Annotated in this window: 20 protein-coding genes; all 20 read right to left on the bottom strand. The window is 69.6% G+C overall.

The window, feature by feature from the left end; translation table 11 throughout:
• Window position 1: 1 nt before the first annotated feature.
• Window positions 2-2329, bottom strand: a complete 2328-nt coding sequence (locus tag CYJ26_RS00540; protein ID WP_006549811.1) for a RelA/SpoT family protein — start codon at window positions 2327-2329, stop codon at window positions 2-4.
• Window positions 2330-2377: 48 nt separating this feature from the next.
• Entirely contained in the window at window positions 2378-2944 is a 567-nt protein-coding gene (locus tag CYJ26_RS00535; protein WP_006549812.1) for an adenine phosphoribosyltransferase, read from the bottom strand.
• The gene (gene secF, locus CYJ26_RS00530) at window positions 2941-4044 is read right to left on the bottom strand and encodes a protein translocase subunit SecF (RefSeq protein WP_006549813.1); all 1104 of its coding nucleotides are present in this window, start codon (window positions 4042-4044) and stop codon (window positions 2941-2943) included. The genes CYJ26_RS00535 and secF overlap by 4 nt, the downstream gene beginning before the upstream one ends.
• The gene (gene secD / locus CYJ26_RS00525; protein WP_101637768.1) at window positions 4041-6014 is read right to left on the bottom strand and encodes a protein translocase subunit SecD; all 1974 of its coding nucleotides are present in this window, start codon (window positions 6012-6014) and stop codon (window positions 4041-4043) included. Before secD ends, secF begins: the two co-directional genes overlap by 4 nt.
• 99 nt (window positions 6015-6113) lie before the next feature.
• Entirely contained in the window at window positions 6114-6533 is a 420-nt protein-coding gene (locus CYJ26_RS00520; RefSeq protein ID WP_024036558.1) for a preprotein translocase subunit YajC, read from the bottom strand.
• Window positions 6534-6659: 126 nt separating this feature from the next.
• A complete protein-coding gene (ruvB, locus tag CYJ26_RS00515) occupies window positions 6660-7700 on the bottom strand; it encodes a Holliday junction branch migration DNA helicase RuvB (RefSeq protein ID WP_034235563.1) in 1041 nt (346 codons plus the stop codon).
• The gene (gene ruvA, locus CYJ26_RS00510; RefSeq protein ID WP_006549816.1) at window positions 7684-8313 is read right to left on the bottom strand and encodes a Holliday junction branch migration protein RuvA; all 630 of its coding nucleotides are present in this window, start codon (window positions 8311-8313) and stop codon (window positions 7684-7686) included. The genes ruvB and ruvA overlap by 17 nt, the downstream gene beginning before the upstream one ends.
• Window positions 8314-8382: 69 nt before the next feature.
• On the bottom strand, window positions 8383-8997 hold the full coding sequence (locus tag CYJ26_RS00505; protein WP_048684484.1) for a crossover junction endodeoxyribonuclease RuvC: 615 nt from the start codon (window positions 8995-8997) through the stop codon (window positions 8383-8385).
• A 73-nt stretch (window positions 8998-9070) separates the two neighbouring features.
• A complete protein-coding gene (locus CYJ26_RS00500) occupies window positions 9071-9835 on the bottom strand; it encodes a YebC/PmpR family DNA-binding transcriptional regulator (RefSeq protein WP_006549818.1) in 765 nt (254 codons plus the stop codon).
• 63 nt (window positions 9836-9898) lie between these two features.
• Complete coding sequence (pdxT, locus tag CYJ26_RS00495; RefSeq protein WP_040319954.1) at window positions 9899-10597, bottom strand: pyridoxal 5'-phosphate synthase glutaminase subunit PdxT; 699 nt, start codon at window positions 10595-10597, stop codon at window positions 9899-9901.
• A 50-nt stretch (window positions 10598-10647) separates the two neighbouring features.
• A complete protein-coding gene (gene pdxS, locus CYJ26_RS00490; RefSeq protein ID WP_101637767.1) occupies window positions 10648-11544 on the bottom strand; it encodes a pyridoxal 5'-phosphate synthase lyase subunit PdxS in 897 nt (298 codons plus the stop codon).
• Between the two features lie 92 nt (window positions 11545-11636).
• Complete coding sequence (locus CYJ26_RS00485; RefSeq protein ID WP_101637766.1) at window positions 11637-12272, bottom strand: NUDIX hydrolase; 636 nt, start codon at window positions 12270-12272, stop codon at window positions 11637-11639.
• On the bottom strand, window positions 12269-13393 hold the full coding sequence (locus CYJ26_RS00480) for a PrsW family intramembrane metalloprotease (protein WP_244901980.1): 1125 nt from the start codon (window positions 13391-13393) through the stop codon (window positions 12269-12271). The genes CYJ26_RS00485 and CYJ26_RS00480 overlap by 4 nt, the downstream gene beginning before the upstream one ends.
• Window positions 13390-14058, bottom strand: coding sequence for a hypothetical protein (locus CYJ26_RS00475; protein ID WP_006549824.1), 669 nt, complete (start codon window positions 14056-14058; stop codon window positions 13390-13392). The genes CYJ26_RS00480 and CYJ26_RS00475 overlap by 4 nt, the downstream gene beginning before the upstream one ends.
• The gene (locus tag CYJ26_RS00470; RefSeq protein ID WP_101637765.1) at window positions 14055-15245 is read right to left on the bottom strand and encodes a glycosyltransferase family 4 protein; all 1191 of its coding nucleotides are present in this window, start codon (window positions 15243-15245) and stop codon (window positions 14055-14057) included. The genes CYJ26_RS00475 and CYJ26_RS00470 overlap by 4 nt, the downstream gene beginning before the upstream one ends.
• Window positions 15242-16318, bottom strand: a complete 1077-nt coding sequence (locus tag CYJ26_RS00465) for a phosphatidylinositol mannoside acyltransferase (RefSeq protein WP_034235469.1) — start codon at window positions 16316-16318, stop codon at window positions 15242-15244. The genes CYJ26_RS00470 and CYJ26_RS00465 overlap by 4 nt, the downstream gene beginning before the upstream one ends.
• Complete coding sequence (gene pgsA, locus CYJ26_RS00460; protein WP_006549827.1) at window positions 16315-16977, bottom strand: phosphatidylinositol phosphate synthase; 663 nt, start codon at window positions 16975-16977, stop codon at window positions 16315-16317. The genes CYJ26_RS00465 and pgsA overlap by 4 nt, the downstream gene beginning before the upstream one ends.
• Window positions 16978-17032: 55 nt before the next feature.
• Window positions 17033-17683 (bottom strand): HIT family protein, encoded by a 651-nt coding sequence (locus tag CYJ26_RS00455; RefSeq protein WP_006549828.1) that lies wholly within the window; start codon window positions 17681-17683, stop codon window positions 17033-17035.
• Window positions 17680-19719: a threonine--tRNA ligase gene (gene thrS, locus CYJ26_RS00450; RefSeq protein WP_101637764.1), complete on the bottom strand. Its 2040-nt coding sequence runs from the start codon at window positions 19717-19719 to the stop codon at window positions 17680-17682. Before thrS ends, CYJ26_RS00455 begins: the two co-directional genes overlap by 4 nt.
• Before the next feature lie 89 nt (window positions 19720-19808).
• Window positions 19809-20792, bottom strand: a complete 984-nt coding sequence (locus CYJ26_RS00445; protein WP_006549830.1) for a lipid II:glycine glycyltransferase FemX — start codon at window positions 20790-20792, stop codon at window positions 19809-19811.
• Window positions 20793-20803 lie beyond the last annotated feature (11 nt).

Here is a 20803-nt window from a genome sequence, read left to right as displayed (position 1 = left end):
CTCAGGAGTGGCGGCGCGAGGTCGAGGTGGTCCGGCGGGCCTCGAAGACGCCGTCGATACGCCGCAGCGAGGCCAGGGTGTGGTCCAGGTGGCTCGCCTCAGCCAGCTCGACGACGAAGTGACCAGTGACCACCCGGTCACGGCTGGTGCCAATGTTGGCGCTCATGAGGTTAACGTGGTTGTCCGCGAGAACCCGCGTGATATCGGCCAGCAGTCCCCCGCGGTCCAGCGCCTCGACCTCAACCTGGACCAGGTAGGCACTCGGGGCGTGATCGGCCCAGTGGACCTCGATCATGCGCTCGGGCTCGCGCTGGAGCTGCTCGACGTTGAGGCAGTCGGTCCGGTGCACCGAGATCCCCGAGCCCCGAGTGATGAAACCGACGATCGGGTCACCAGGCATCGGTGTGCAGCAGCGCGCGAGCTTGACGTAGACGTCCCCAGCGTCCATGCCCTTCACGACCACGCCGGAGTCCGTCGGGCGCGGACTGCGGTGGGAGGAGGCGCGCGTGGGCACCACGCCCTCAGCCAGGGTCTCCTCCGCCCCGGCCTCGCCGCCCATGGCGGCCACCAGGGTGTCCACCACGTGCTGGGCCGAGATATGCCCCTCCCCGACCGCCGCGTACAGCCCGTCGATATCCCCCTTGTCCAGGGTCTTGGCCACGTCCGTGAGCGAGTCGTGGCTCATGAGGCGCTGGATCGGCAGGTCCTTCTTGCGCATCGCACGCGCGATGGCGGACTTGCCCTCCTCAATGGCCTCCTCACGGCGCTCCTTGGAGAACCAGGAACGGATCTTGTTGCGGGCCCTGGGCGAGCCCACGAAGCTGAGCCAGTCGCGCGAGGGCCCCGCGCCCTGGGCCTTGGAGGTGAAGACCTCGACCGTGTCTCCGTTCTCCAGCTGGGTGTCCAGCGGCACCAGCCGGCCGTTGACCCGGGCACCTACCGTTCGGTGCCCCACCTCGGTGTGGACCGCGTAGGCGAAGTCCACCGGCGTCGACTTGCCGGGCAGCGCCAGCACGTCCCCCTTAGGGGTGAAGACGTAGACCTGGGTACCGGCCATCTCGTAGCGCAGGGAGTCGAGGAACTCCGCCGGGTCCTGGGTCTCCTTCTGCCAATCCACGAGCTGGCGCAGCCACGCCATCTCACCGGCGTCGGCGTCCACGGCGCGTCCGCCTGCGGGGCTGGGACCGGTGGCGTTGGGATCCTCCTTGTACTTCCAGTGCGCCGCCACGCCGTACTCGGCCATCCGGTGCATCTCGTGGGTACGGATCTGGATCTCCACCGGCTTGCCGCCGGGGCCGACGACGGTGGTGTGCAGGGACTGGTAGAGGTTGAACTTCGGGACTGCGATGTAGTCCTTGAAGCGACCGGACATCGGCGTCCAGCGCGAGTGCAGCGCACCGAGCACGGCGTAGCAGTCCTGGATGGTGTCCACGATGACGCGCACGGCCACCAGGTCGTAGATGTCGTCGAAGTCCTTACCTCGCACGATCATCTTCTGGTACACGGAGTAGTAGTGCTTGGGCCGGCCAGTGACCGTGCCCTTGATCTTGTTGACCCGCAGGTCCTCCTCGATCTGCAGGCGCACCTGGCGCAGGTACTCCTCGCGGGCGGGGGCCCGCTCGGCGACCATATGCTCGATCTCCTCGTAGACACCGGGGTACAGCGCCTTGAAGGAGCGGTCCTCCAGCTCCCACTTGATCGTGTTCATCCCCAGCCGGTGGGCCAACGGGGCGTAGATCTCCAGGGTCTCCTTCGCCTTGCGGGCCGCGCCCTCGGCCGAGACGTACTTCCAGGTGCGAGCGTTGTGGAGCCGGTCCCCCAGCTTGATGACCAGGACGCGAATGTCCTTGGACATGGCGATGATCATCTTGCGCACGGTCTCGGCCTGCGCGGCCTCGCCGTACTGCAGCTTGTCCAGCTTGGTCACGCCATCGACCAAGAGGGCGATCTCGTCGCCAAAGTCTGCCCGCAGACGCTCCAGGGTGTAGTCGGTGTCCTCGACGGTGTCATGCAGCAGCGCCGCCGCCAGGGTCTGGGGCGTCATCCCCAGCTCACCCAGGATCGTGGCCACGGCGACCGGGTGGGTGATGTAGGGCTCGCCGGACTTGCGGCGCTGGCCCTCGTGCGCCTTCTGAGCCACCTCGTAGGCACGCACGATGAGGCTCGTGTCCGCCTTGGGGTGATTGGCACGCAGCGCGCGCAGCAGCGGCTCGATCGCCGGTGGGGTCGAGTGCCCGCGCGAACCGAACCAGGCCAGACGGCTGCGAACGCGCGAGCCGGGGACGACGCTCTGGGCGCCGGCGTCGTTGGTGCTCCTCGTCTCCGTCATAAACGGATCATAGCCGCGCCGAGGCCGCCAGCGCCCGCAGCCGCAGGCTCAGGACGAGGCGAAGGTGACCACGGAGTCGATCCGCCGTCCTGGCAGCTTGGAGCGCCCGCCGAGCCCCGCCAGCTCCAGGAGCATGCACAGGCCGACAACCTCAGCCCCGGCTTCCTCCAGCAGCGCGATCGAGGCCGCGGCCGTCCCACCCGTGGCCAGGACGTCGTCGATCACAAGGACCCTCTGACCGGGCACCACCGTCTCGGCGCGCAGCTCCATCCGGGCGCTGCCGTACTCCAGCTCGTAGTCCACGCCCAGCACCGGACCGGGCAGCTTGCCGCCCTTGCGCACGACGATCAGCGGCAGGCCCAGGTGGACCGCCAGCGGGGCGGCCAGGATGAAGCCGCGCGACTCCAGGCCGGCGACGGCGTCGACATGACCACGGTAGTGGGTTGCCAGACCGTCGACGAAACGCGCGAAGGCCTCACCGTTGGCCAGCAGCGGCGTGATGTCCCGGAAGAGGACGCCCGGCTCGGGAAAGTCCGGAACCTCCCGCAGGTTGTCCAGCACCAGGCTAGACAGCTCGGCGGGCAGCGCGGGCAGGTCAGGCTGAGGAGCGGTCATGAGTGCTTCTTCTTCCTCTTGGGCTGGGCGGCCACACCCAGGTGGCGCCCCGGCGTGAGCGGCGCCGCCACCGGCTGCGCGGCCAGGACCGCCAGGGCCTGCGGGTCGTCACTGGCCTCAGCCTCGCGCTCACCACGAGCACGGGCCACACGAGCGGCCTGCTCACGCACGCCCTTCTCCCGGCGTCGCAGGTCCACCAGCAGGGGCGTGGCCAGGAAGATCGAGGACATCGTTCCCGCGATCATGCCGATGAACAGGGTCAGCGCGATGTCTCGCAGCGTGCCGGCGCCCAGGATGAAGGCACCGACCACCAGCAGCGAGGCCACCGGCAGCACACCGACCACAGAGGTGTTGATCGAGCGGATGAAGGTCTGGTTGACCGCGAGGTTGGCCAGCTCGGCGTAGGTCGAGCGCGTCTGCGTGGCGAAGTCCTTGGTGTTCTCGCGGATCTTGTCAAAGACCACGACGGTGTCATAGAGCGAGTATCCCAGGATCGTCAGCACACCGATGATGGTGGCCGGGGTGACCTCGAAGCCCGAGGCCGCGTAGACACCTACGGTGATGATGATGTCGTGGACGAGGGCCAGCAGCGCAGCCACCGCCATCTTCCAGGTGCGGAAGTAGGCCCAGATGAGCGCCCCGACCAGGACGAAGAAGATCACCAGTCCACGCAGAGCCTTGTCCGTGACGTCAGAGGACCAGGTCGGGCCGATCGTCGTGGCCGACACGGCGCCGGCATCGACGTCGTAAGCCTTGGCCAGGGCCGCGGCCAGGGAGTCGGACTGCTCCTTGGTCAGCTCGGTGGTCTGCACGCGCACGGAGGACGAGCCCATCGTGGTCACCGACGAGGAGGCGGACATCCCCTCCTGGTTCAGGACGTCATTGGCCGGTCCCTCGGAGGGGGAGGCGACGCCGGTGATAGTCACCTCGGTGCCGCCCTTGAAGTCGATACCGGGGTTGAGACCGGGCTTGACCACGAGCACGGCCGAGATCGCGATGGCGACCAGGGCGACGATGTACCAGATCTTGCGGCGCGCGACGAAGGGCATCGACGTGCGCCCGGAGTAGAGGTCGTTACCTAGCTGGGCGAGACTCTTCACTTGTCCTCTCCCTCCTCTCCGCTCGTGGTACCGGGGTCGACGGCGTCAGCCTCCTGGTCGTGCTCGGCGCTCGGCTCGTCCTCGGCCTGGCGCGCCTGGGCACGGGCCTCGGCCTTGCGCCGGGCCAGCGAGGAGATCACCGAGTCAATCGCGCTCTGGCGGCCCTTGCCGTAGGCGGCCAGGGAGCGCGCCCCCAGGTGCTCCGGGTCCAGGCCGGACCAGCGGTGGCCCTGGCCGAAGAAGCGGAAGCGCAGGATCCACACCATCATCGGGTGAGTGAAGAAGACGATGATCGCCAGGTCCACCACCGTGGTCACGCCCAGGGTGAAGGCGAAGCCCTGGACGCCTCCCACCGCAAGGAAGTAGAGCACAACCGCAGCCAGGAGGTTGACGGCGTCGGAGACGATAATCGTCTGGCGGGCGTGGGACCATCCTTCATCCACGGCAGCCACGAGGGTACGTCCGTGGCGGACCTCGTCACGGATACGTTCGAAGTAGATGATGAAGGAGTCCATCGTGATACCGATGGAGATGATGAGTCCGGCCACTCCCGCCAGCGACAGGCGGTAGCCCATCGCCCAGCTCAGCAGCGCGATGGCCAGGTAGGTCACCCCGGCCGCGGCCACCAGCGAGGTCACAGCCACCACCGCCAGGCCACGGTACTGCCAGGCCAGGTAGACGATGATGAGCAGGAAGCCGACCAGACCCGCGATGAGGCCGTGGCGCAGCTGCTCGATGCCCAGCGTCGCGGAAATCTGCTGCTCGGACTGCACGGTGAAGGTCAGCGGCAGGGAGCCGAAGGACAACTGGTTGGCCAGCGTGTTGGCCTGGGCCTGGGTGAAACTGCCCGAGATCTGGACCCGGCCGTCGGTGATCGGGGTGGTCACGTCCGAGCTGAAGCCTGAGGCCATGAGCGTCAGGCCGTCGAGCACGATGGCGAACCGGGCCTTCTGGGAGTCGGTCGAGCCCGTCTGGGTCGTCGTCGAGGCCGAGGCGGCCGCCGCGTCACGGTAGGCCAGCAGGCGCTTGGAGACCGCGGCGAACTCGTCGGTGCCCTTCTTGTCGAACTCCAGGGAGACGACCCACTTGTTCGTCGTCGTGCCCTGGCTCGTGGTCTCCAGGCCGGAGCTCGCACGCGAGATATCGGTACCGGCGATATCGGCCGGGCCCAGGATGTAGGTGGCACCCGAGCCGTCCTTGGCGCAGGAGATGACGGCCTTGCTCGGGTCCTGGCTCACGCCGGTGAGGTTGTCCGCGGCCGTGCAGTCAGTCATGTAGGCGTCGTAGATCATCTGCTCGGTGATCCACTCGTCGGAGGAATGGTCGTCTGAGGTCGCCGGCAGCGGGTCAGAGCTGATCGTGCCGTCCTGGTTGACGTCGGCGTAGGTCTGAGCGACCTGCTCGGCCGTCACGGTCGGCACCGCCGTCGCCTGCGGCGTGGGCTCCTGGGCCGGCTCGCTTGCCGGCGCGCTGGTCGCGTCCTGGGTGGCGGCGTCGCTGGCCTGCGGCGAGGCAGAGGCGCTGGCCGCTGCCTTGGCGAGGTACTGGTTCTGAGCCTGGGCAATCGCCGTGGCCGAGCCCTGGATGATCCGGATGACCGGGCGGAAGTACAGCACCGCGGAGGTGCGCACGAGCTCCAGGGTCTCCTGGCTGGGCTGGCCGGGCAGGGCGACGACGATGTTCTGACCACCCTGACGAGAGATCTGTGCCTCGGCCACGCCAGAGGCATCCACACGCTGGCGGATGATCTCAATGGCCTGCTGCACGTCCTCGTCAGTGATGGTCGAGCCGTCCGTGGTGGTCGGCGTCAGGATGATCTGGGTACCGCCCTCCAGGTCGAGCGCCAGTCCCGGCGTCATCGAGGTGCGGTGGGTGGCAGCGCCCAGGGCCAGTGCGGCGTACCCGATGGCGATGACGACGAGCAGCACAAGGAGCCGTCGGCCCGGGTGCTTGATCTGCTTGCTAGACACGCGGTCTCTTCCTCGCAGTGGTGGGGTCAGCGGACGTCTTGCGGGCGACCGCAGTGGGATCGGGAGCAGGACTGGTCGGCGCCGCGGAACACGGCGGGCTCAGTCCTGCTGGTCACGGGCAGGGGCGTGAGGCTCGGCCGCCGAGCTCAGGGGCTCAGGAGCGGTCTGCTCCGTCTCCTCCACCGCGTCCTCGACCGTCTCGTCAGCGGCCAGGTCGTCGCCGTCGGCCAGCTCGGAGAGCTCATCCTCCACGGAGGCGAAGGGGGGCTCCTCCGCGCCCAGGATGGAGGCCTTGGCCCACAGCGACTCATCTCCCAGGGCCGTCGCCAGGGTGACGACCTCGCCGTCGACCTCCACGACCTTGCCGTAGAAGCCCGCGCGCGTGCGCACCCAGGTGCCCGGAACCATGGCCTCCTCGATGCGCGCGTTCTGCTGAGCCGTCATCTTCTCCTGCTGCTTGCGCGCAAAGCGCGACATGAGCCAGAAGGCAAGGACCATGACGATGAGCATCCAGAGCATCCAGGCTCCTCCGTTCGAGGGTGACACTGTCCCAGGCAGGGACAACCTTGCCGAGTCTAGGGCACTTGCGGCGTCAGTCGGTGCGGTGAGCGTCACCTGAGAGTGTGAGCCCCGCCGCCCAGGCGCTCACACCAGCAGCATCCCACCCTCAGGCGGCTGCAGGCCGAGGTGCTCGTAGGCGGCGGCCGTGGCGCTGCGACCGCGTGGCGTGCGCACGACCAGCCCCTCGCGCACGAGGTAGGGCTCGGCCACGGTCTCCACTGTCTCTGGCTCCTCCCCCACGCTCACCGCCAGCGTGGTCAGCCCCACCGGGCCTCCCCCGAAGCGGGTGCACAGGGCCTCCAGGACGGCGCGGTCCAGGCGATCCAGCCCGAGGGCATCGACCTCGAAGACCTCCAGGGCGGCCCGCGCAGCCTCCAGGTCCAGGTACCCGGGAGTGCCGTGGACCTCGGCCCAGTCCTGGACCCGGCGCAGCAGGCGGTTGGCGATACGCGGGGTACCACGCGAGCGGCGAGCCAGCTCCGCACCGGCCTGCGCCTCCAGCTGCACGCCCAGCAGCCCGGCCGAGCGGGCCAGGATCCGGGAGAGCTCGGCGGGACCGTAGTACTCCAGATGGCCGGTGAAACCGAAGCGGTCGCGCAGCGGCGCGGGAAGGAGGCCGGCTCGGGTCGTGGCGCCCACGACGGTGAAGGGAGGCAGTGACAGCGGGATCGAGGTGGCACCGGGGCCCTTGCCCACCACCACGTCAACCCGGTAGTCCTCCATCGCCAGGTACAGCATCTCCTCCGCCGTACGCGCCAGGCGGTGGATCTCGTCGATGAAGAGGACGTCCCCCTCCTCCAGGGAGGACAGGATCGCTGCGAGGTCGCCGGCGTGCTGGATAGCCGGACCGCTGGTCAGCCGCAGAGAGCCCTCTACCTCCGCGGCAATGATCATCGCCAGGGTCGTCTTGCCCAGTCCCGGGGGGCCTGAGAGCAGGACGTGGTCGGGAGTCGTGCCGCGTGAGAGCGCGGCCCGCAGCACCACCGAGAGCTGACCGCGGACCACCTCCTGGCCCACGAAATCCTCCAGCCGCTTGGGTCGGAGCGCTGCCTCGGCCGCACGTTCGAGCTCGTCAGCCCCGCCGCCAACCACGCGGCCTGGGATCGCCTCAGCCACGGTGACCACCACCGAGCCAGCGCAGCGAGGCCCGCAGCAGCTCCGGGACGCTGAGCGCCTCGCCTTGCTCCTGGGCTCCTGACTCCACCGCGCCCACAGCCTGGCGGGCCGTCGCCTCGTTCCAGCCCAGCTGGACCAGCGCCGCCACCACGTCAGGGTTGGCTTCCTCGCCCGTCTCAGCCGGAGCCTGAGGCCTCTCCGCAGCCAGGTCCTGCCCGGTCAGCGGTCCCAGCTTGTCCCCGACGTCGATGATGACGCGCTGTGCCCCCTTGGGCCCCAGGCCCGGTACCCGCTTGAGCGCCGCCACGTCCTGGCTGGCGATGGCACGGCGCAGGGCGTCAGGAGTGTGCACAGCCAGGATCGCCAGCGCCAGCTTGGCGCCGACCCCCTTGGCGCCCAGCAGGACCCGGAAGCACTGGCGCTCGTCGGCGTCAGCGAAACCGAAGAGCGTCAAGGCGTCCTCACGCACGACGAGCTCGGTGTGAACCGTGCCCTCCTCGCCCACGCGCAGCCCGGCCAGCGTGGTGGGCGTGGCCTGGAAGGCCATGCCCACGCCACCGACCTCGATGACGGCGCCGGTCAGCGAGATGTCGAGGACCGTGCCACGCAGGGAGGCGATCATGCAGGCTTCTCCTTCTCACGCTCGAACGTCTGTACAGACAGTAGCAGGCCGGGCAGGGCGGTGTCGCCGTCAGCGGCGGGCGCGGCGCGGATCGACGGCGCCGGTGCGCCGGGCGGCGGCCTGCGCCTGCGCCCACTGGCGCTGGGCGGGGGTGCGGGCGCTGGCACGCACCGCGCCGCCTTGCGAGACCATCTCCGCGCCGCCGTCGATCCCGGTGCCGCCTCCGCGCCAGCCGTGGCAGATGGCCTGGGCCAGTGCGTCGGCCGCGTCAGCAGGCTTCGGCGGGGCGTCCAGACCGAGGATGCGCGCGACCATCGCCTGGACCTGGAGCTTGTCCGCGGTACCTGAGCCGGTCACCGCAGCCTTGGCCTCGCTGGGAGTGTGCTGGGCAACCTCGAGGCCGGCCCGGGCCCCAGCCACCATGACCACACCCATCACCTGGGCCACCGAGATGACCGAGCGCAGGTTGTCCTGGGCGAAGACACGCTCGACCGACACGCTCGTAGGTCCCAGCCGGGCGATCCAGTCATCCAGGGCGTCGGCGATCGCTGCGAGCCTGAGCTCCGGGCTCATCGACGGCGGCGTGCGCACGACCCCGACCTCGACCAGGCGGGCGCGCCGCCTGGCGTCGATGTCAACGCAGCCCAGGCCGCACCGCGTGAGACCGGGATCGACCCCGAGCACCCGCTGGAGCGCGACCTGGGCGGTACGCGAGCGAGGAGAGCGACCTGGCTGGCCGCTCAGCGTGGCAGCCAGCTCAGTCCTCGTCCTCGTCGAGCTGGGCGGCGACCTCGGCAGAGATGTCCACAGAGGTGAAGACGTTCTGGACGTCGTCCAGGTCCTCCAGGGCGTCGATCAGGCGCATCACCTTGCGGGCGCCGTCGAGGTCGACCTCGACCTTGGTGCCGGCCACGAACTGGGACTCGGCGGAGTCGTACTCCATGCCAGCCTCGGTCACGGCGTTGCGCACGGCGATGAGGTCGGTGGGCTCGCACAGGACCTCGAAGGACTCCGGCCCCTCGACGACCTCCTCGGCACCGGCGTCAAGGACGGCCATGAGGATGGAGTCCTCGTCGATACCGTCAGCCTTGGCGATCTCCACCACGCCCTTGCGAGTGAAGTTGTAGGCGACCGACCCCGGGTCAGCCAGGTTGCCGCCGGTGCGGGTGAAGGCCACGCGCACGTCCGAGGCCGCACGGTTGCGGTTGTCAGTCAGGCACTCCACGAGGAAGGCCACACCGGCCGGACCGTAGCCCTCGTACATGATGGTCTGCCAGTCGGCGCCACCGGCCTCCTCGCCGCTACCACGCTTGACGGCGCGGGTGATGTTGTCCGCCGGCACAGAGTTCTTCTTGGCCTTCTGGATGGCGTCGAACAGGGTCGGGTTACCTGCGGGGTCCCCACCGCCGGTGCGGGCAGCGACCTCGATGTTCTTGATCAGGCGGGCGAAGAGCTTGCCGCGCTTGGCGTCAATCGCAGCCTTCTTGTGCTTGGTGGTCGCCCACTTGGAGTGTCCCGACATATGTGCTCCTTGGGTAAGTCGGTGCCCGCCAGGCAGGCACCGAAAGCCTGTGACGCACCGGTCCTAGGACCGGTGCCTCACCATCTCGACAAAGACGTCATGGACCCGGTGATCGCTTCCGACCTCAGGGTGGAAGGACGTGGCAAGCAGCGGTCCCTGACGAACCGCGACGATCCTACCGCCTGTCCCAGGCCGGTCCGCGCCGGCACGGCCAGATCGCGTTGTGGCAAGGACCTCCACGCCCTCGCCAACCTCCTCCACCCAGGGCGCTCGGATGAAGACGGCCCGCAGGGGACGCTCCTCATTAGCGCCCAGGGTCGGAGCCACCAGGTCCTCCTCGTAGGAGTCGACCTGCCGGCCAAAGGCGTTGCGTCGCACCGTCATGTCGATGCCGCCGATCAAGGGCTGGCCCGAGGCCGCCCCCTGAACGCGATCGGCCAGCATGATCATCCCCGCGCACGAGCCGTAGACCGCCATTCCGTCGCGCACCAGCGCACGCACAGGCTCCAGCATCCCGAAGGACGCCAGGAGCTTGCCCATGGTGGTGGACTCCCCACCGGGCAGCACCAGACCGTCCACGCGTGCGCCGTCGGCTCCAGCCAGCTGAGCCGCGCTGCGCACGGCCACGGCCCGAGCCCCCGCCGCTTCCAGGGCCAGGCAGTGCTCGCGCACGTCCCCCTGCAGCGCCAGGACACCAATGCTCACGCGCGAGTCAGGCAGCGAGGCGGCCGGGAAGAGGGCACGCGGGGTGTGCTGGCCCATGACCGAGGTTCCGACGCGCCGCGCAGGCTCGCTCCCCGTCACGGCTCCCCTCACCAACCGCGCTCAGCCAGGCGGTGCGGGGCGGGAACGTCCTCGACGTTGATTCCCACCATGGCCTCACCCAGGCCGCGCGAGACCTCGGCGATGACGTCGGGGTCGTCAAACTGGGCCGTGGCGCGCACGATCGCGGCGGCGCGCTTAGCAGGGTCACCAGACTTGAAGATGCCCGAGCCCACGAAGACGCCCTCAGCGCCCATATGCATCATCATCGCAGCGTCCGCCGGTGTGGCGATACCACCAGCCGTGAACAGGACGACCGGAAGGCTGCCCGTGCGCGCGACCTCGGCGACCAGCTCGTAGGGGGCACTAAGCTCCTTGGCAGCCACGTAGAGCTCGTCCTCGGGAAGCGAGGTCAGACGCCGGATCTCGTCGCGGATGGTGCGCATGTGGGTCACGGCGTTGGACACGTCACCGGTGCCGGCCTCGCCCTTGGAGCGGATCATGGCCGCCCCCTCGGTGATGCGCCGCAACGCCTCGCCCAGGTTGGTCGCCCCGCACACGAAGGGCACGGTGAAAGCCTGCTTGTCGATGTGGTGGGAGTAGTCGGCCGGGGTGAGCACCTCGGACTCATCGATGTAATCCACCCCGAGGGACTGCAGGACCTGCGCCTCCACAAAGTGGCCGATGCGGGCCTTGGCCATGACCGGGATGGAAACGGCCTCGATGATGCCGGTGATCAGGTCCGGGTCGGACATGCGGGCCACCCCGCCCTGGGCGCGGATGTCAGCGGGCACACGCTCCAAGGCCATGACGGCGACGGCGCCCGCGTCCTCGGCGATGCGCGCCTGCTCGGGGGTCACGACGTCCATGATGACGCCGCCCTTGAGCATGTCGGCCATGCCGCGCTTGATCGTCAGGGTGCCGGTGGTCGGGCTGGTGGTGCTCATGCGTGTCCTCAAGGACGGGCCGTGGAGCCAGGCCCCACGGCGACAACGGTTCGGTGGCGGCATCGTACGCCGGGCCCCGCCCCGCGCGGACCTCAGTCCCACTCCGTGATCGACCAGGCCACACCGTTCCACCCGGCCAGCAGCTCGCGGGCCAGCCCGGGCAGCTGGGTCGGGTAGACCGTCATGCCTTGGCTCACTGCGCGCTCCAGCTCCTCCAAGGGCCACCAGCGCACGGAGTCCAGGACCTCACGCTCCAGGTCCGTCCATCCGCTGCGGTCCATCTCGCCGTCCAGGTCGGCGCTGGCCTCGGCCTGGCCTGGGTCCAGCAGCGCGAGGAAGAGCTCCTCCTCCTGGCGGACGGTGACCAGGTTGAAGTCGAAGCGGCTGTCGCGGTAGACCACGGGGCCCCTCAAGGCGTCGTCGGCCAGCTCGATGCCGGTCTCCTCGGCCAGCTCGCGTGCCGCGGCCTGGCGGCTGGTCTCGCCCTCCAGGATCCCGCCACCGGGCGTGAAGGACCACCAGTGGCTGGCGTCGGTGCGATCGTGCCCCGTGACCAGGAGGATCGCGGGAGTGGGAACCGTCCGCAACGCGATGACCCGGGCGCCCCGGCGTCGCGGCAGACCCTCAGCATCCAGGTGCCACTCCCCCGCCGGGTCGATCAGCTCGCGCCAGTTGCGAGGAACCAGCTTCGGGTCACGCCCGTCCGGGGTCAGCTCAGCTCGACTCATCCTTGTCCCAGCTCCTCCTTGGCTCCACGCACCCGCTCCAGCAGCTGGCGCTCCTGACTGGCGTAGTCCGCCTCGGCGTGCCCGTCCAGCGCCTGCTGGCGCAGGGCGGCCAGGCTCGCCGAGGCCGCCAGGAAGTCCTTCATCGCGGCCTGGGCCGCCGGTCCGCGCTGCCTGGCCCAGCGCGTGGCCGTGGCCCGGCCGGCCCCGGTGGTGATCATCGTGATCTCCGCAGGCTCGTACCAGCCGGCGCGGGCATAGTCCGCCAGGCGCTGGCGCATCGTCATGCGCTCGCTCCAGCGTAACCAGACCACCAGGCTCACGCAGGCCAGGAAGAAGGGAACCTCCACCAGGAGGTAGAGGGAGGGGGCGGCCGAGAGCACGCCGTTCCAGAACGCGTGGAGGGCGACGGCGCCCACCAGCCCGCACGGCGTCATCCACACCCAGGCCACGGGCGAGCGCATCCGCGAGGCGAGCCCGATGGCCAGTCCCGTGCAGGCGGTGAAGGTGACGTGGGCGAAGGGCGAGGCGACTGCCCTCATGACGAAGGTCGCCATGAGCTGGTCACGGAACTGGACGAAGTAGAGGATGTTCTCAGCGAAGGCGAAGCCTGCCGCCACCACCGCCGCGTAGACGATCCCGTCCACCGGGCCGTTGAAGGAGCCTCGCCACACCAGGAAGATGATGAGGACCCCCAGCCCCTTAGTCATCTCCTCGATCAGGGGCGCGGAGACGATCGAGGCCACCAGGTCCCCACTGGCCACCGAGGCCGAGGCCGCCAGGACCGCCGTCGTCGTGTTGACCGCCAGAGAGATGACGGTGGCTACTCCCGCACCCCATAGAAAGGCCACGAGCAGGTTCGGGACCGGCTCGGGCTCCCACCGGTCGATCCACCGCACGGCCACCAACACGATGCCTAGAGGGACCAAGGCCAGCAGGGCCGGCCAGATCATGGCAGCGCCGTCGCCGGCCTGGGCGTAGATGACGGCGAGCACGATCAGCAGTCCCACCCCGCCCAGGGCAGCCATGAGGTAGGCCGCGACATCACGCACACGGCGACGCCGTAGCGCCTGAGGGCTGGACCAGCTCGCCCGCCGCTGACCGGTGGACGGGTCAAGGCTCACGGGGTCTCCCGGGCCGGGTCGGCGTCCTCAACGAGGTCGGCTGCTGGCAGGGGCGTGACGTCGTCGTCCATGTCCAAGGCCGCCGGCATGGGGGCGTGCCCGGCCAGGTGGGCCACGCGCACCAGGGTGCGAGCGCGCAGCTGACGGGCCTGGGCCACGTGGGTGTTGTGGAAACGGCGGGCGATGACCAAACGGTAGGAGCTGCGGTCCAGCCGGTCCAGGGCCTCACGCCCGGCCTCGGTCTGGCCGAGCTCCTGGCGGACTGGCTCGGACAGCACCGTGCGCAGGACCCGGGACAGGTCTGACTCTGCAGCCGCACGGCTACGTACCTGGGCGGCGGTCTCAGCCTCCGGGTCCAACCCGTCGTCAACCAGGGGGCCGCCAGCCTCCAGCGCCTCGTGCGCAGCCCGGGACACCAGGAGGGCCGAGGCCGGGTCCAGCAGGCCCAGGGAGGCGATCTCCGCGGCCGCCTGGGCACGGTGGACCAGCTGGGCCTCCAGGGTCGCGCGCGAGCCCAGGACCTGGCGGTGCAGGCGGTCGACCCGCAGGGCGTGGGCGTACAGGACCCACCCGGTCACGAGTACCACCAAAGCCAGGAGCGCCGTGACAAGGCCGGCCAGCTGCCACTGCGCCGTCTGCTCACCAGCAGCGATCACCTGGTTCATCGCTCCCCCACCTCCAAGGCGTCACGGATGCGGCCCACCACCGTACGCGCGCCCTTGGCCGCGGTCACACGCGTGTGCGCCGTGGACAGCGCCATGTCGTAGACGTCGAGGACGGCGTCGGTCACGGTCGACCAGTCGTAGCGGCCGACTACGCCGTCAGCCGCCTGGCGCCGGGCGCTAGCTGCCTCAGTATTGGTCAGGGTCTCCACGATGACCCGGGCCAGGTCCTGGCTGTCCTCGTTGCGGAACAGCGCGCCGTAACGGCCCTGGCCCAGGACGTCGGAGAAGGCGGTCAGGTCTGAGGCGATGACGTGGCTGCCTGCCGCCATGGCCTCCACAAGCACGATCCCGAAGGACTCTCCCCCTGTCTGCGGCGCCACGTAGCAGGTCGAGGAGGCCAGCATGGCGGCCTTGTCCTCGTCGCTGACCCCACCGAGGAAGACCACGTGCTCACCCCAGGGCGCCAGCTGCTCACGCACCTGACCGGCCTCGCCACGTCCGGCGATGAGGAAGCGGGCGCCGGGCACGGCCTCCAGCACGGTCGGAATCGCCCCGGCCAGGACGGACAGGCCCTTGCGAGGCTCGTCCAGGCGCCCGAGGAAGCTGATCGTGGGCGCCTGGTCGGTGCCGGCGAAGCGCGGATCGTCGTCGGGCGCGCTGGCGAAGGGGGCGACGTTGACGCCGTTGGGGATGACGACGGCGTCGCCACCGTGGAAGTGGACCAGGGTGCGCCGGGCCTCTTCGGAGACCGCGATCCGGGCCGTGATCCGCTCCAGGAGCGGAGCCATGACCGGTGAGACCAGCTCACGAGCGATCGAGCGGTCCATGGCGGCGTGAAAGGTCGCCACCACCGGCGCCTGGGCGGCCTGGAGGACGAGCATCCCCACGCTGGGGGTGATGGGCTCGTGGATATGGACCAGGTCGAAATCGCCAGCCTCGAGCCAGCGCCTGGCCCGCCGGGCCACCAGCGCCCCGAAGTTGAGCCTGGCCACGGAGCCGTTGTAGGGAATGGCCACGGAGTCGCCCGCGCTGGTCACCCAGTCGGGCAGCTCCAGGTCCACCGAGGCCGGCGCCAGGACCTGGACCTCGTGGCCACGGCGGATGAGCTCACCGGCCAGGTCCATCACGTGCACCTGGACACCGCCGTGGGCGTCCATGGAGTAGGGGCACACCAGCCCGATCCTCATGACTCCTCCTCATCCACGCGGCCGGTACCCCCAACCGTCTGCGAGGCCTGGCTCGCAGCCTCCCTCGCGCGGGAGCGGGCCAGACGCTCCTGGTCCAGATCGGCATCGAAGACGGCCTGGAGCATGTGCCAGTCGACGGCGTGGCGGGTCAGCCCGGGCTCCAGGGCAGCAGCCCACGCACGCGTCCAGGCGGCCACCACCTGGCGGTCGCGAGCCCTGGTGCTCGTGGCCTCACCGCTCTCGGCCACCGGCGGGACCTGGGGGCGCTCCACCTTGGTCAGGACCAGCTCCACGCCCCATGCTCCGCCCGCGCGACGCCGTCGCTCGCCGTGCAGGCGCTCGTAGGACACCGTGGCCACGTACAGGGGCAGGTCCAGACGGTGTGCGATGGCCGCCGGACCTGCCGCCACATGTGCGACCTCACCGGCCAGCTCCACCTCGATGCCTGAGGAGGACAGGTCCCGGTCGGCCAGCAGCGCGACGACGTAGCGGCCCTCGCCTGCGGCCGAGACCAGCTCGTCAAAGACCTTTTGCCCGCGGGCCTGCCCGATGATCCTCATGCCCAGGCCCTGGCGGAAGGCCACGAACTGCTCGAAGAGGTCCTGTGGCTCCAGCTTCTCGGCCACGGTGAGCACGGGAGCCAGGACACGGCTGGCCCAGGCCCCCACGAGGTCCCAGTTACCCATGTGGGGCAGGGCCACCACGATGCTGCCGCGCTCCAGGTCCGCCTGCAGCCGGGGGTCCAGGACCGCTCGCACCCGGGCGTCCACCTGCGTCGGGCTCAGTCCTCGCAGGGCAAAGACCTCATAGAAGTAGCGCATGTAGGAGCGCATGCCCGCCCGCGTCGCCGCCTCCAGGTCTCCTCGTGAGGTCCCCTCGGGCAGCAGACGGGCGAGGTTGCCACGCAGCTGAGGCACGCCGCCAGTGCGAGCGTTGCCCGCGAAGCCAGACAACCGCTGTACCGCCCAGGCCACGTCCGCCCCCAGGTGGAAGGCACCGTAGCCTACCCGCGCACGCAGGCGCGGGACCCAGCGCCAGGCCAGGCGATAGAGGTCCTCGGCTCCCAGGCTCACCGCTGGTGCTCCTGGTCAGGCTGGCCCTCACGACCGTCGCCGCGTGCCAGGAGCTGGCTGCGCACCGTGAGCACACGCTGCACCACTGTGATCAAGGAGGCTGCCGCCACCAGGACCAGGGCCGCCGTCAGCACCCACGTCGGCGCTCCCAGGCCGACCACGAAGGTGGCCAGCAGAGCCACGACCAATCGATCCGTGCGCTCTGCGATCCCGATCGAGGCGGTGGCACCCACCGACTCCGCCCTGGCCCGGGCGTAGGGGACGGCCGCTGCCAGCACCACACAGGCCAGGGCGGCGCCGAGCGTGAGAGTGCGCTGCGTGCCCTCGGGCAGGTGCAGCCCCGCCCAGGCCGCCAGCGAGGCGAAGACGGCGCCGTCGGCCAGGCGGTCCAGGGTCGAGTCCAGGAAGGCGCCGAAGACCGAGGTCCGTCCGGTGGCGCGGGCGAGGATCCCGTCGAAGGAGTCCGCCACGAGCACCAGGGCCGCCAGCACCGGTCCCAGGATGAAGTGGCCCTGGGGCAGGGTGGCCACCGCCACCGCCACCGAGGCGATCGTGCCGGTGACGGTCAGCATGTTGGGGGTGATCCCGATCTTCGCCATAGCGAGGGCGGGTGTGGTGAACAGGGCCTTGGTCAGGCCACGTCCGTGCTGTCCGAGCATGTCTTCCTTGCGATCGGGGTGGGTCGACGGCGGGGCGGGGCAGGAGCCTCAGGCCTCACCGGGGACTGGGGTTGTCAGGGTCAGCGCCCCACGCCTGGGCGAGCAGCTCACGCTGCTCGCCCAGGAGCTGGGGCACAGGCTTCGTCTTGCCGATGATGGGCATGAAATTCGCGTCCCCCGTCCACCGGGGCACGATGTGCTGGTGGAGGTGCGCCGCGATCCCGGCACCTGCCACCTGTCCCTGGTTCATCCCCAGGTTGAAGCCGTGGGGGTGGCTGACCTGGCGTACCACCTCCATGGCACGGGCGGTCAGCTCACTGATCTCCGCGCGCTCGGCGGCGGTGGCCTCGGTCCAGTCTGCGATGTGGCGGTAGGGGCACACGAGCAGGTGGCCGGTGTTGTAGGGGTAGAGGTTCATCAGCACGTACGCCCTCTCGCCCCGATGGACGATGAGGGAGTCCTCGTCGCCGCGACCGGGCGCGGCGCAGAAGGGGCAGCTGTGGCTGGAGGAGTCAGCCGGCTTGTCCTGCCCGCCGATGTAGACCATGCGGTGCGGGGTCCACAGGCGGCCGAAGGGGTCAGGGGCGTCAGCGTGCTGGAAGGGGGCCTGGATCGTGACCGGTCCGAGTGGACCGTCCACGACGGTGCCGGGCAGGTCCGTCAGGTCTGCCCGGCCTGCGTCGTCGGCCGCAGCGTGCTCACTCATCGGGCGAGCTTCTCCCCCGCCGGGTCGTTGACCTTGCGGGCGATGACGTCGGCGATGTGCTCGATCGCCTCGTCCACCGGCACGCCGTTGGTCTGCTCGCCGTCACGGAAGCGGAAGGAGACGGCGCCAGCCTCAGCGTCCTCACCACCGGCGATGAGGGTGAAGGGGACCTTCTCCTTGGAGGCGTTGCGGATCTTCTTACCGAAGCGGTCGTCGGACAGGTCCGTCTCCACGCGCACGCCCCGCTCGCGCAGCCTGGCGGCGACCTGCGTGACGTAGTCGTCGAAGGCCTCGGCCACCGGGATCAGACGCACCTGGACCGGGGCCAGCCAGGCCGGGAAGGCCCCGGCGTAGTGCTCGGTGAGCACGCCGATGAAGCGCTCGACGCTGCCGAGCTTGGCCGAGTGGAGCATGATCGGGCGCTGGTGGGAGCCGTCCGCGGCGGTGTACTCCAGGTCGAAGCGCTCGGGCTGGTTGAAGTCGTACTGGATCGTCGACATCTGCCAGGTGCGGCCGATGGCGTCCTTGACCTGGACGGAGACCTTGGGGCCGTAGAAGGCGGCGCCGCCCGGGTCAGGCACGAGGTCGAGGCCCGTGGAGGCGCAGACCTGGGACAGGGTGCGGGTGGCCGCCTCCCAGTCCTCGTCCGAGCCGATGAACTTGTCCTTCTTGGCCCCGTCCTCGTCGCGGGTGGACAGCTCCAGGTAGAAGTCCGTCAGGCCGAAGGCCTTGAGGATCGAGATAAAGAACTCGATCTGCTTCTTGATCTCCTCCGGAGCCTGCTCGCGTGTGCAGTAGGTGTGGGAGTCGTCCTGGGTGAAGCCGCGCATGCGAGTCAGGCCGTGGACCACGCCGGACTTCTCGTAGCGGTAGTCGTGTCCCATCTCGAACAGCCGCAGCGGCAGCTCACGGTAGGAGCGTCCGCGCGAGCGGAAGATGAGGTTGTGCATGGGGCAGTTCATGGCCTTGAGGTAGTACTCCTGGCCGGCCTTGGTCACGTTGCCCTCGGCGTCGGTCTCCTCGTCGGCGAGCATCGGCGGGAACATCGTGTCCGCGTAGTAGGGCAGGTGACCCGAGGTGTGGAAGAGGCCCGCCTTGGTGATCTCCGGGGTGTGGACAAAGTCGAAGCCGGCCCGCTCGTGGCGCTCGATGACGTACTTCTCGATCTCGTGGCGCAGCATGCCGCCCTTGGGGTGGAAGACGACCAGACCCGGGCCGATCTCCTCAGGGAAGGAGAACAGGTCCAGCTCGGCCCCGAGCTTGCGGTGGTCGCGCTTGGCGGCCTCGGCCAGGCGGGTCTGGTAGGCCTTGAGATCCTCCTTGGAGGCCCAGGCAGTGCCGTAGATGCGCTGGAGGGAGTCGCCGTGCTGGTCACCCTTCCAGTAGGCCGAGGAGGACTTGGTCAGGGCAAAACCCTGGCCGATCAGCTTGGTGGAGGGCAGGTGCGGGCCGCGGCACAGGTCCTTCCAGGCCACCTCACCGTTCCTGCGCACGTTGTCGTAGATGGTCAGGCCGCCGGCGCCGACCTCCACGCTGGCCGAGGCCTCAGCGCCCTTGCCCTTGGTGTCGATGAGCTCGAGCTTGTAGGGCTGGTCGGCCAGCTCGACGCGTCCCTCCTCCTCGCTGATCTCACGGCGGACGAAGGACTGCCCCTCCTTGACGATGCGCTTCATGCGCTTCTCGATGTCCTTGAGCAGCTCCGGGGTCACGGCGTCGATATTGCCGAAGTCGTAGTAGAAGCCGTCGGTGATGAAGGGTCCGATGCCGAGGTTGACCTCGGGGAAGATCTCCTGGACGGCCTGGGCCATGACGTGGGTGGCGCTGTGGCGCAGGATGTTGAGACCGTCCTGGCTGGCCAGCATAATGGGCTCGACGACGGCGCCGGTGTGAAGCTCGCGGGACAGGTCCCACGGCTCGCCGTCGACCTTCATCGCCACGACATCGCGGTCGCCCTCGAACAGGGTCGTTCCCGTGGTGCCCTCCTCGATGATGCGCTCGGCGCCGTCGAGGGTGATGGTCAGTTGCTGGGGTGACACGGGTACTCCTTCAGGTAGGCGGCGCGGGCTGTACTGGTGCTCGCGCGTACGCACCGGATCATAGCCAGTGGCGCCACCGTGCCGCTGCCTCAGACTCCCAGGCGCCGCCTGACCAGGTGACGGCCCCGGCGAGCCAGGCTCAGGAGCCGGTAGGTGGCCGGGCGCAGGTAGACGTCCCAGGCGCCGTCGACCTCCGTGGGAGCCTGGGCAAAGCGTCGCTTGTAACGGCCTACGGAGTACAGCTCCGGTACCCGGGAGGACTCCGCCCCCATGAGGTCCAGCCCTTCCTTGCCCTCGGCTGCCATGGTGCACGCCACAGCCCAGTCCAGCGCCTCCGCGCCGCGGAAGCCGCGGGACTCGTCCGAGGAGGCGCCATAGTAGGCCGTAGCCATCGTGCCCGAGACCGTCACCAGGTCCCAGCAGTGCGCGACGCCGTCGCGACGCAGCACGAACAGCCGCGCGTGCTCGCTGCCCAGCTGGGTGAGCATGTCCCAGTAGACCTGTGAGGGATGGGCCCGGAAGCCGTCACGCCGCGCCGTAGCGAGCATGACCTGGTAGACCTCCTCGAACTGCTCACGGCTCAGGCCGGTCTCCTCGGCGATGACGCAGCCGGCCTCACGAGCCACGCGCTCGGCCCGGCGCACACCACGGCGCCCGTCCTTTGGCATCGCCTGGCTGATCGCCTGCGGCGTGCCGGGCCGCAGGTCGATGACGTAGGTGCGGTCATAGGTGATCGAAGCCATGAGGGGGTGGGTGTCGCGGGCCTGGAAGCGGGCGTGCATCCGGATGAAGACGATCCGAGGCTCGCGCCTGCGCACCTCGGCCACCAGCAGGCGCCGGAGCTCGGCCTCGCGCTGCGGGCTCTGCTCCTTGAGCCAGACCGGCCCTCGTTTGGCCCACAGGTAGGGTTGTCCGGCGATCTCGTAACGGTAGAGCGCGAGGACGGCCACCGGCTTGTCCTCGATCATGTAGGCGTAGCGCCCGAAGAGCGGGTGCTCCTGGCTGGCCTCGAAGGCCTCCCAGACCTGAAGCTGTTCGACAGGGGCCGGGGTGCAGCCGACGGCGATCCGCATCTGACGAGCAT

The sequence above is a fragment of the Actinomyces urogenitalis genome (assembly GCF_002861525.1).
GTDB lineage: Bacteria > Actinomycetota > Actinomycetes > Actinomycetales > Actinomycetaceae > Actinomyces > Actinomyces urogenitalis.
The sequence above is the reverse complement of the archived record's forward strand: the minus strand, read 5'-3'. Positions and strand labels throughout refer to the sequence as shown.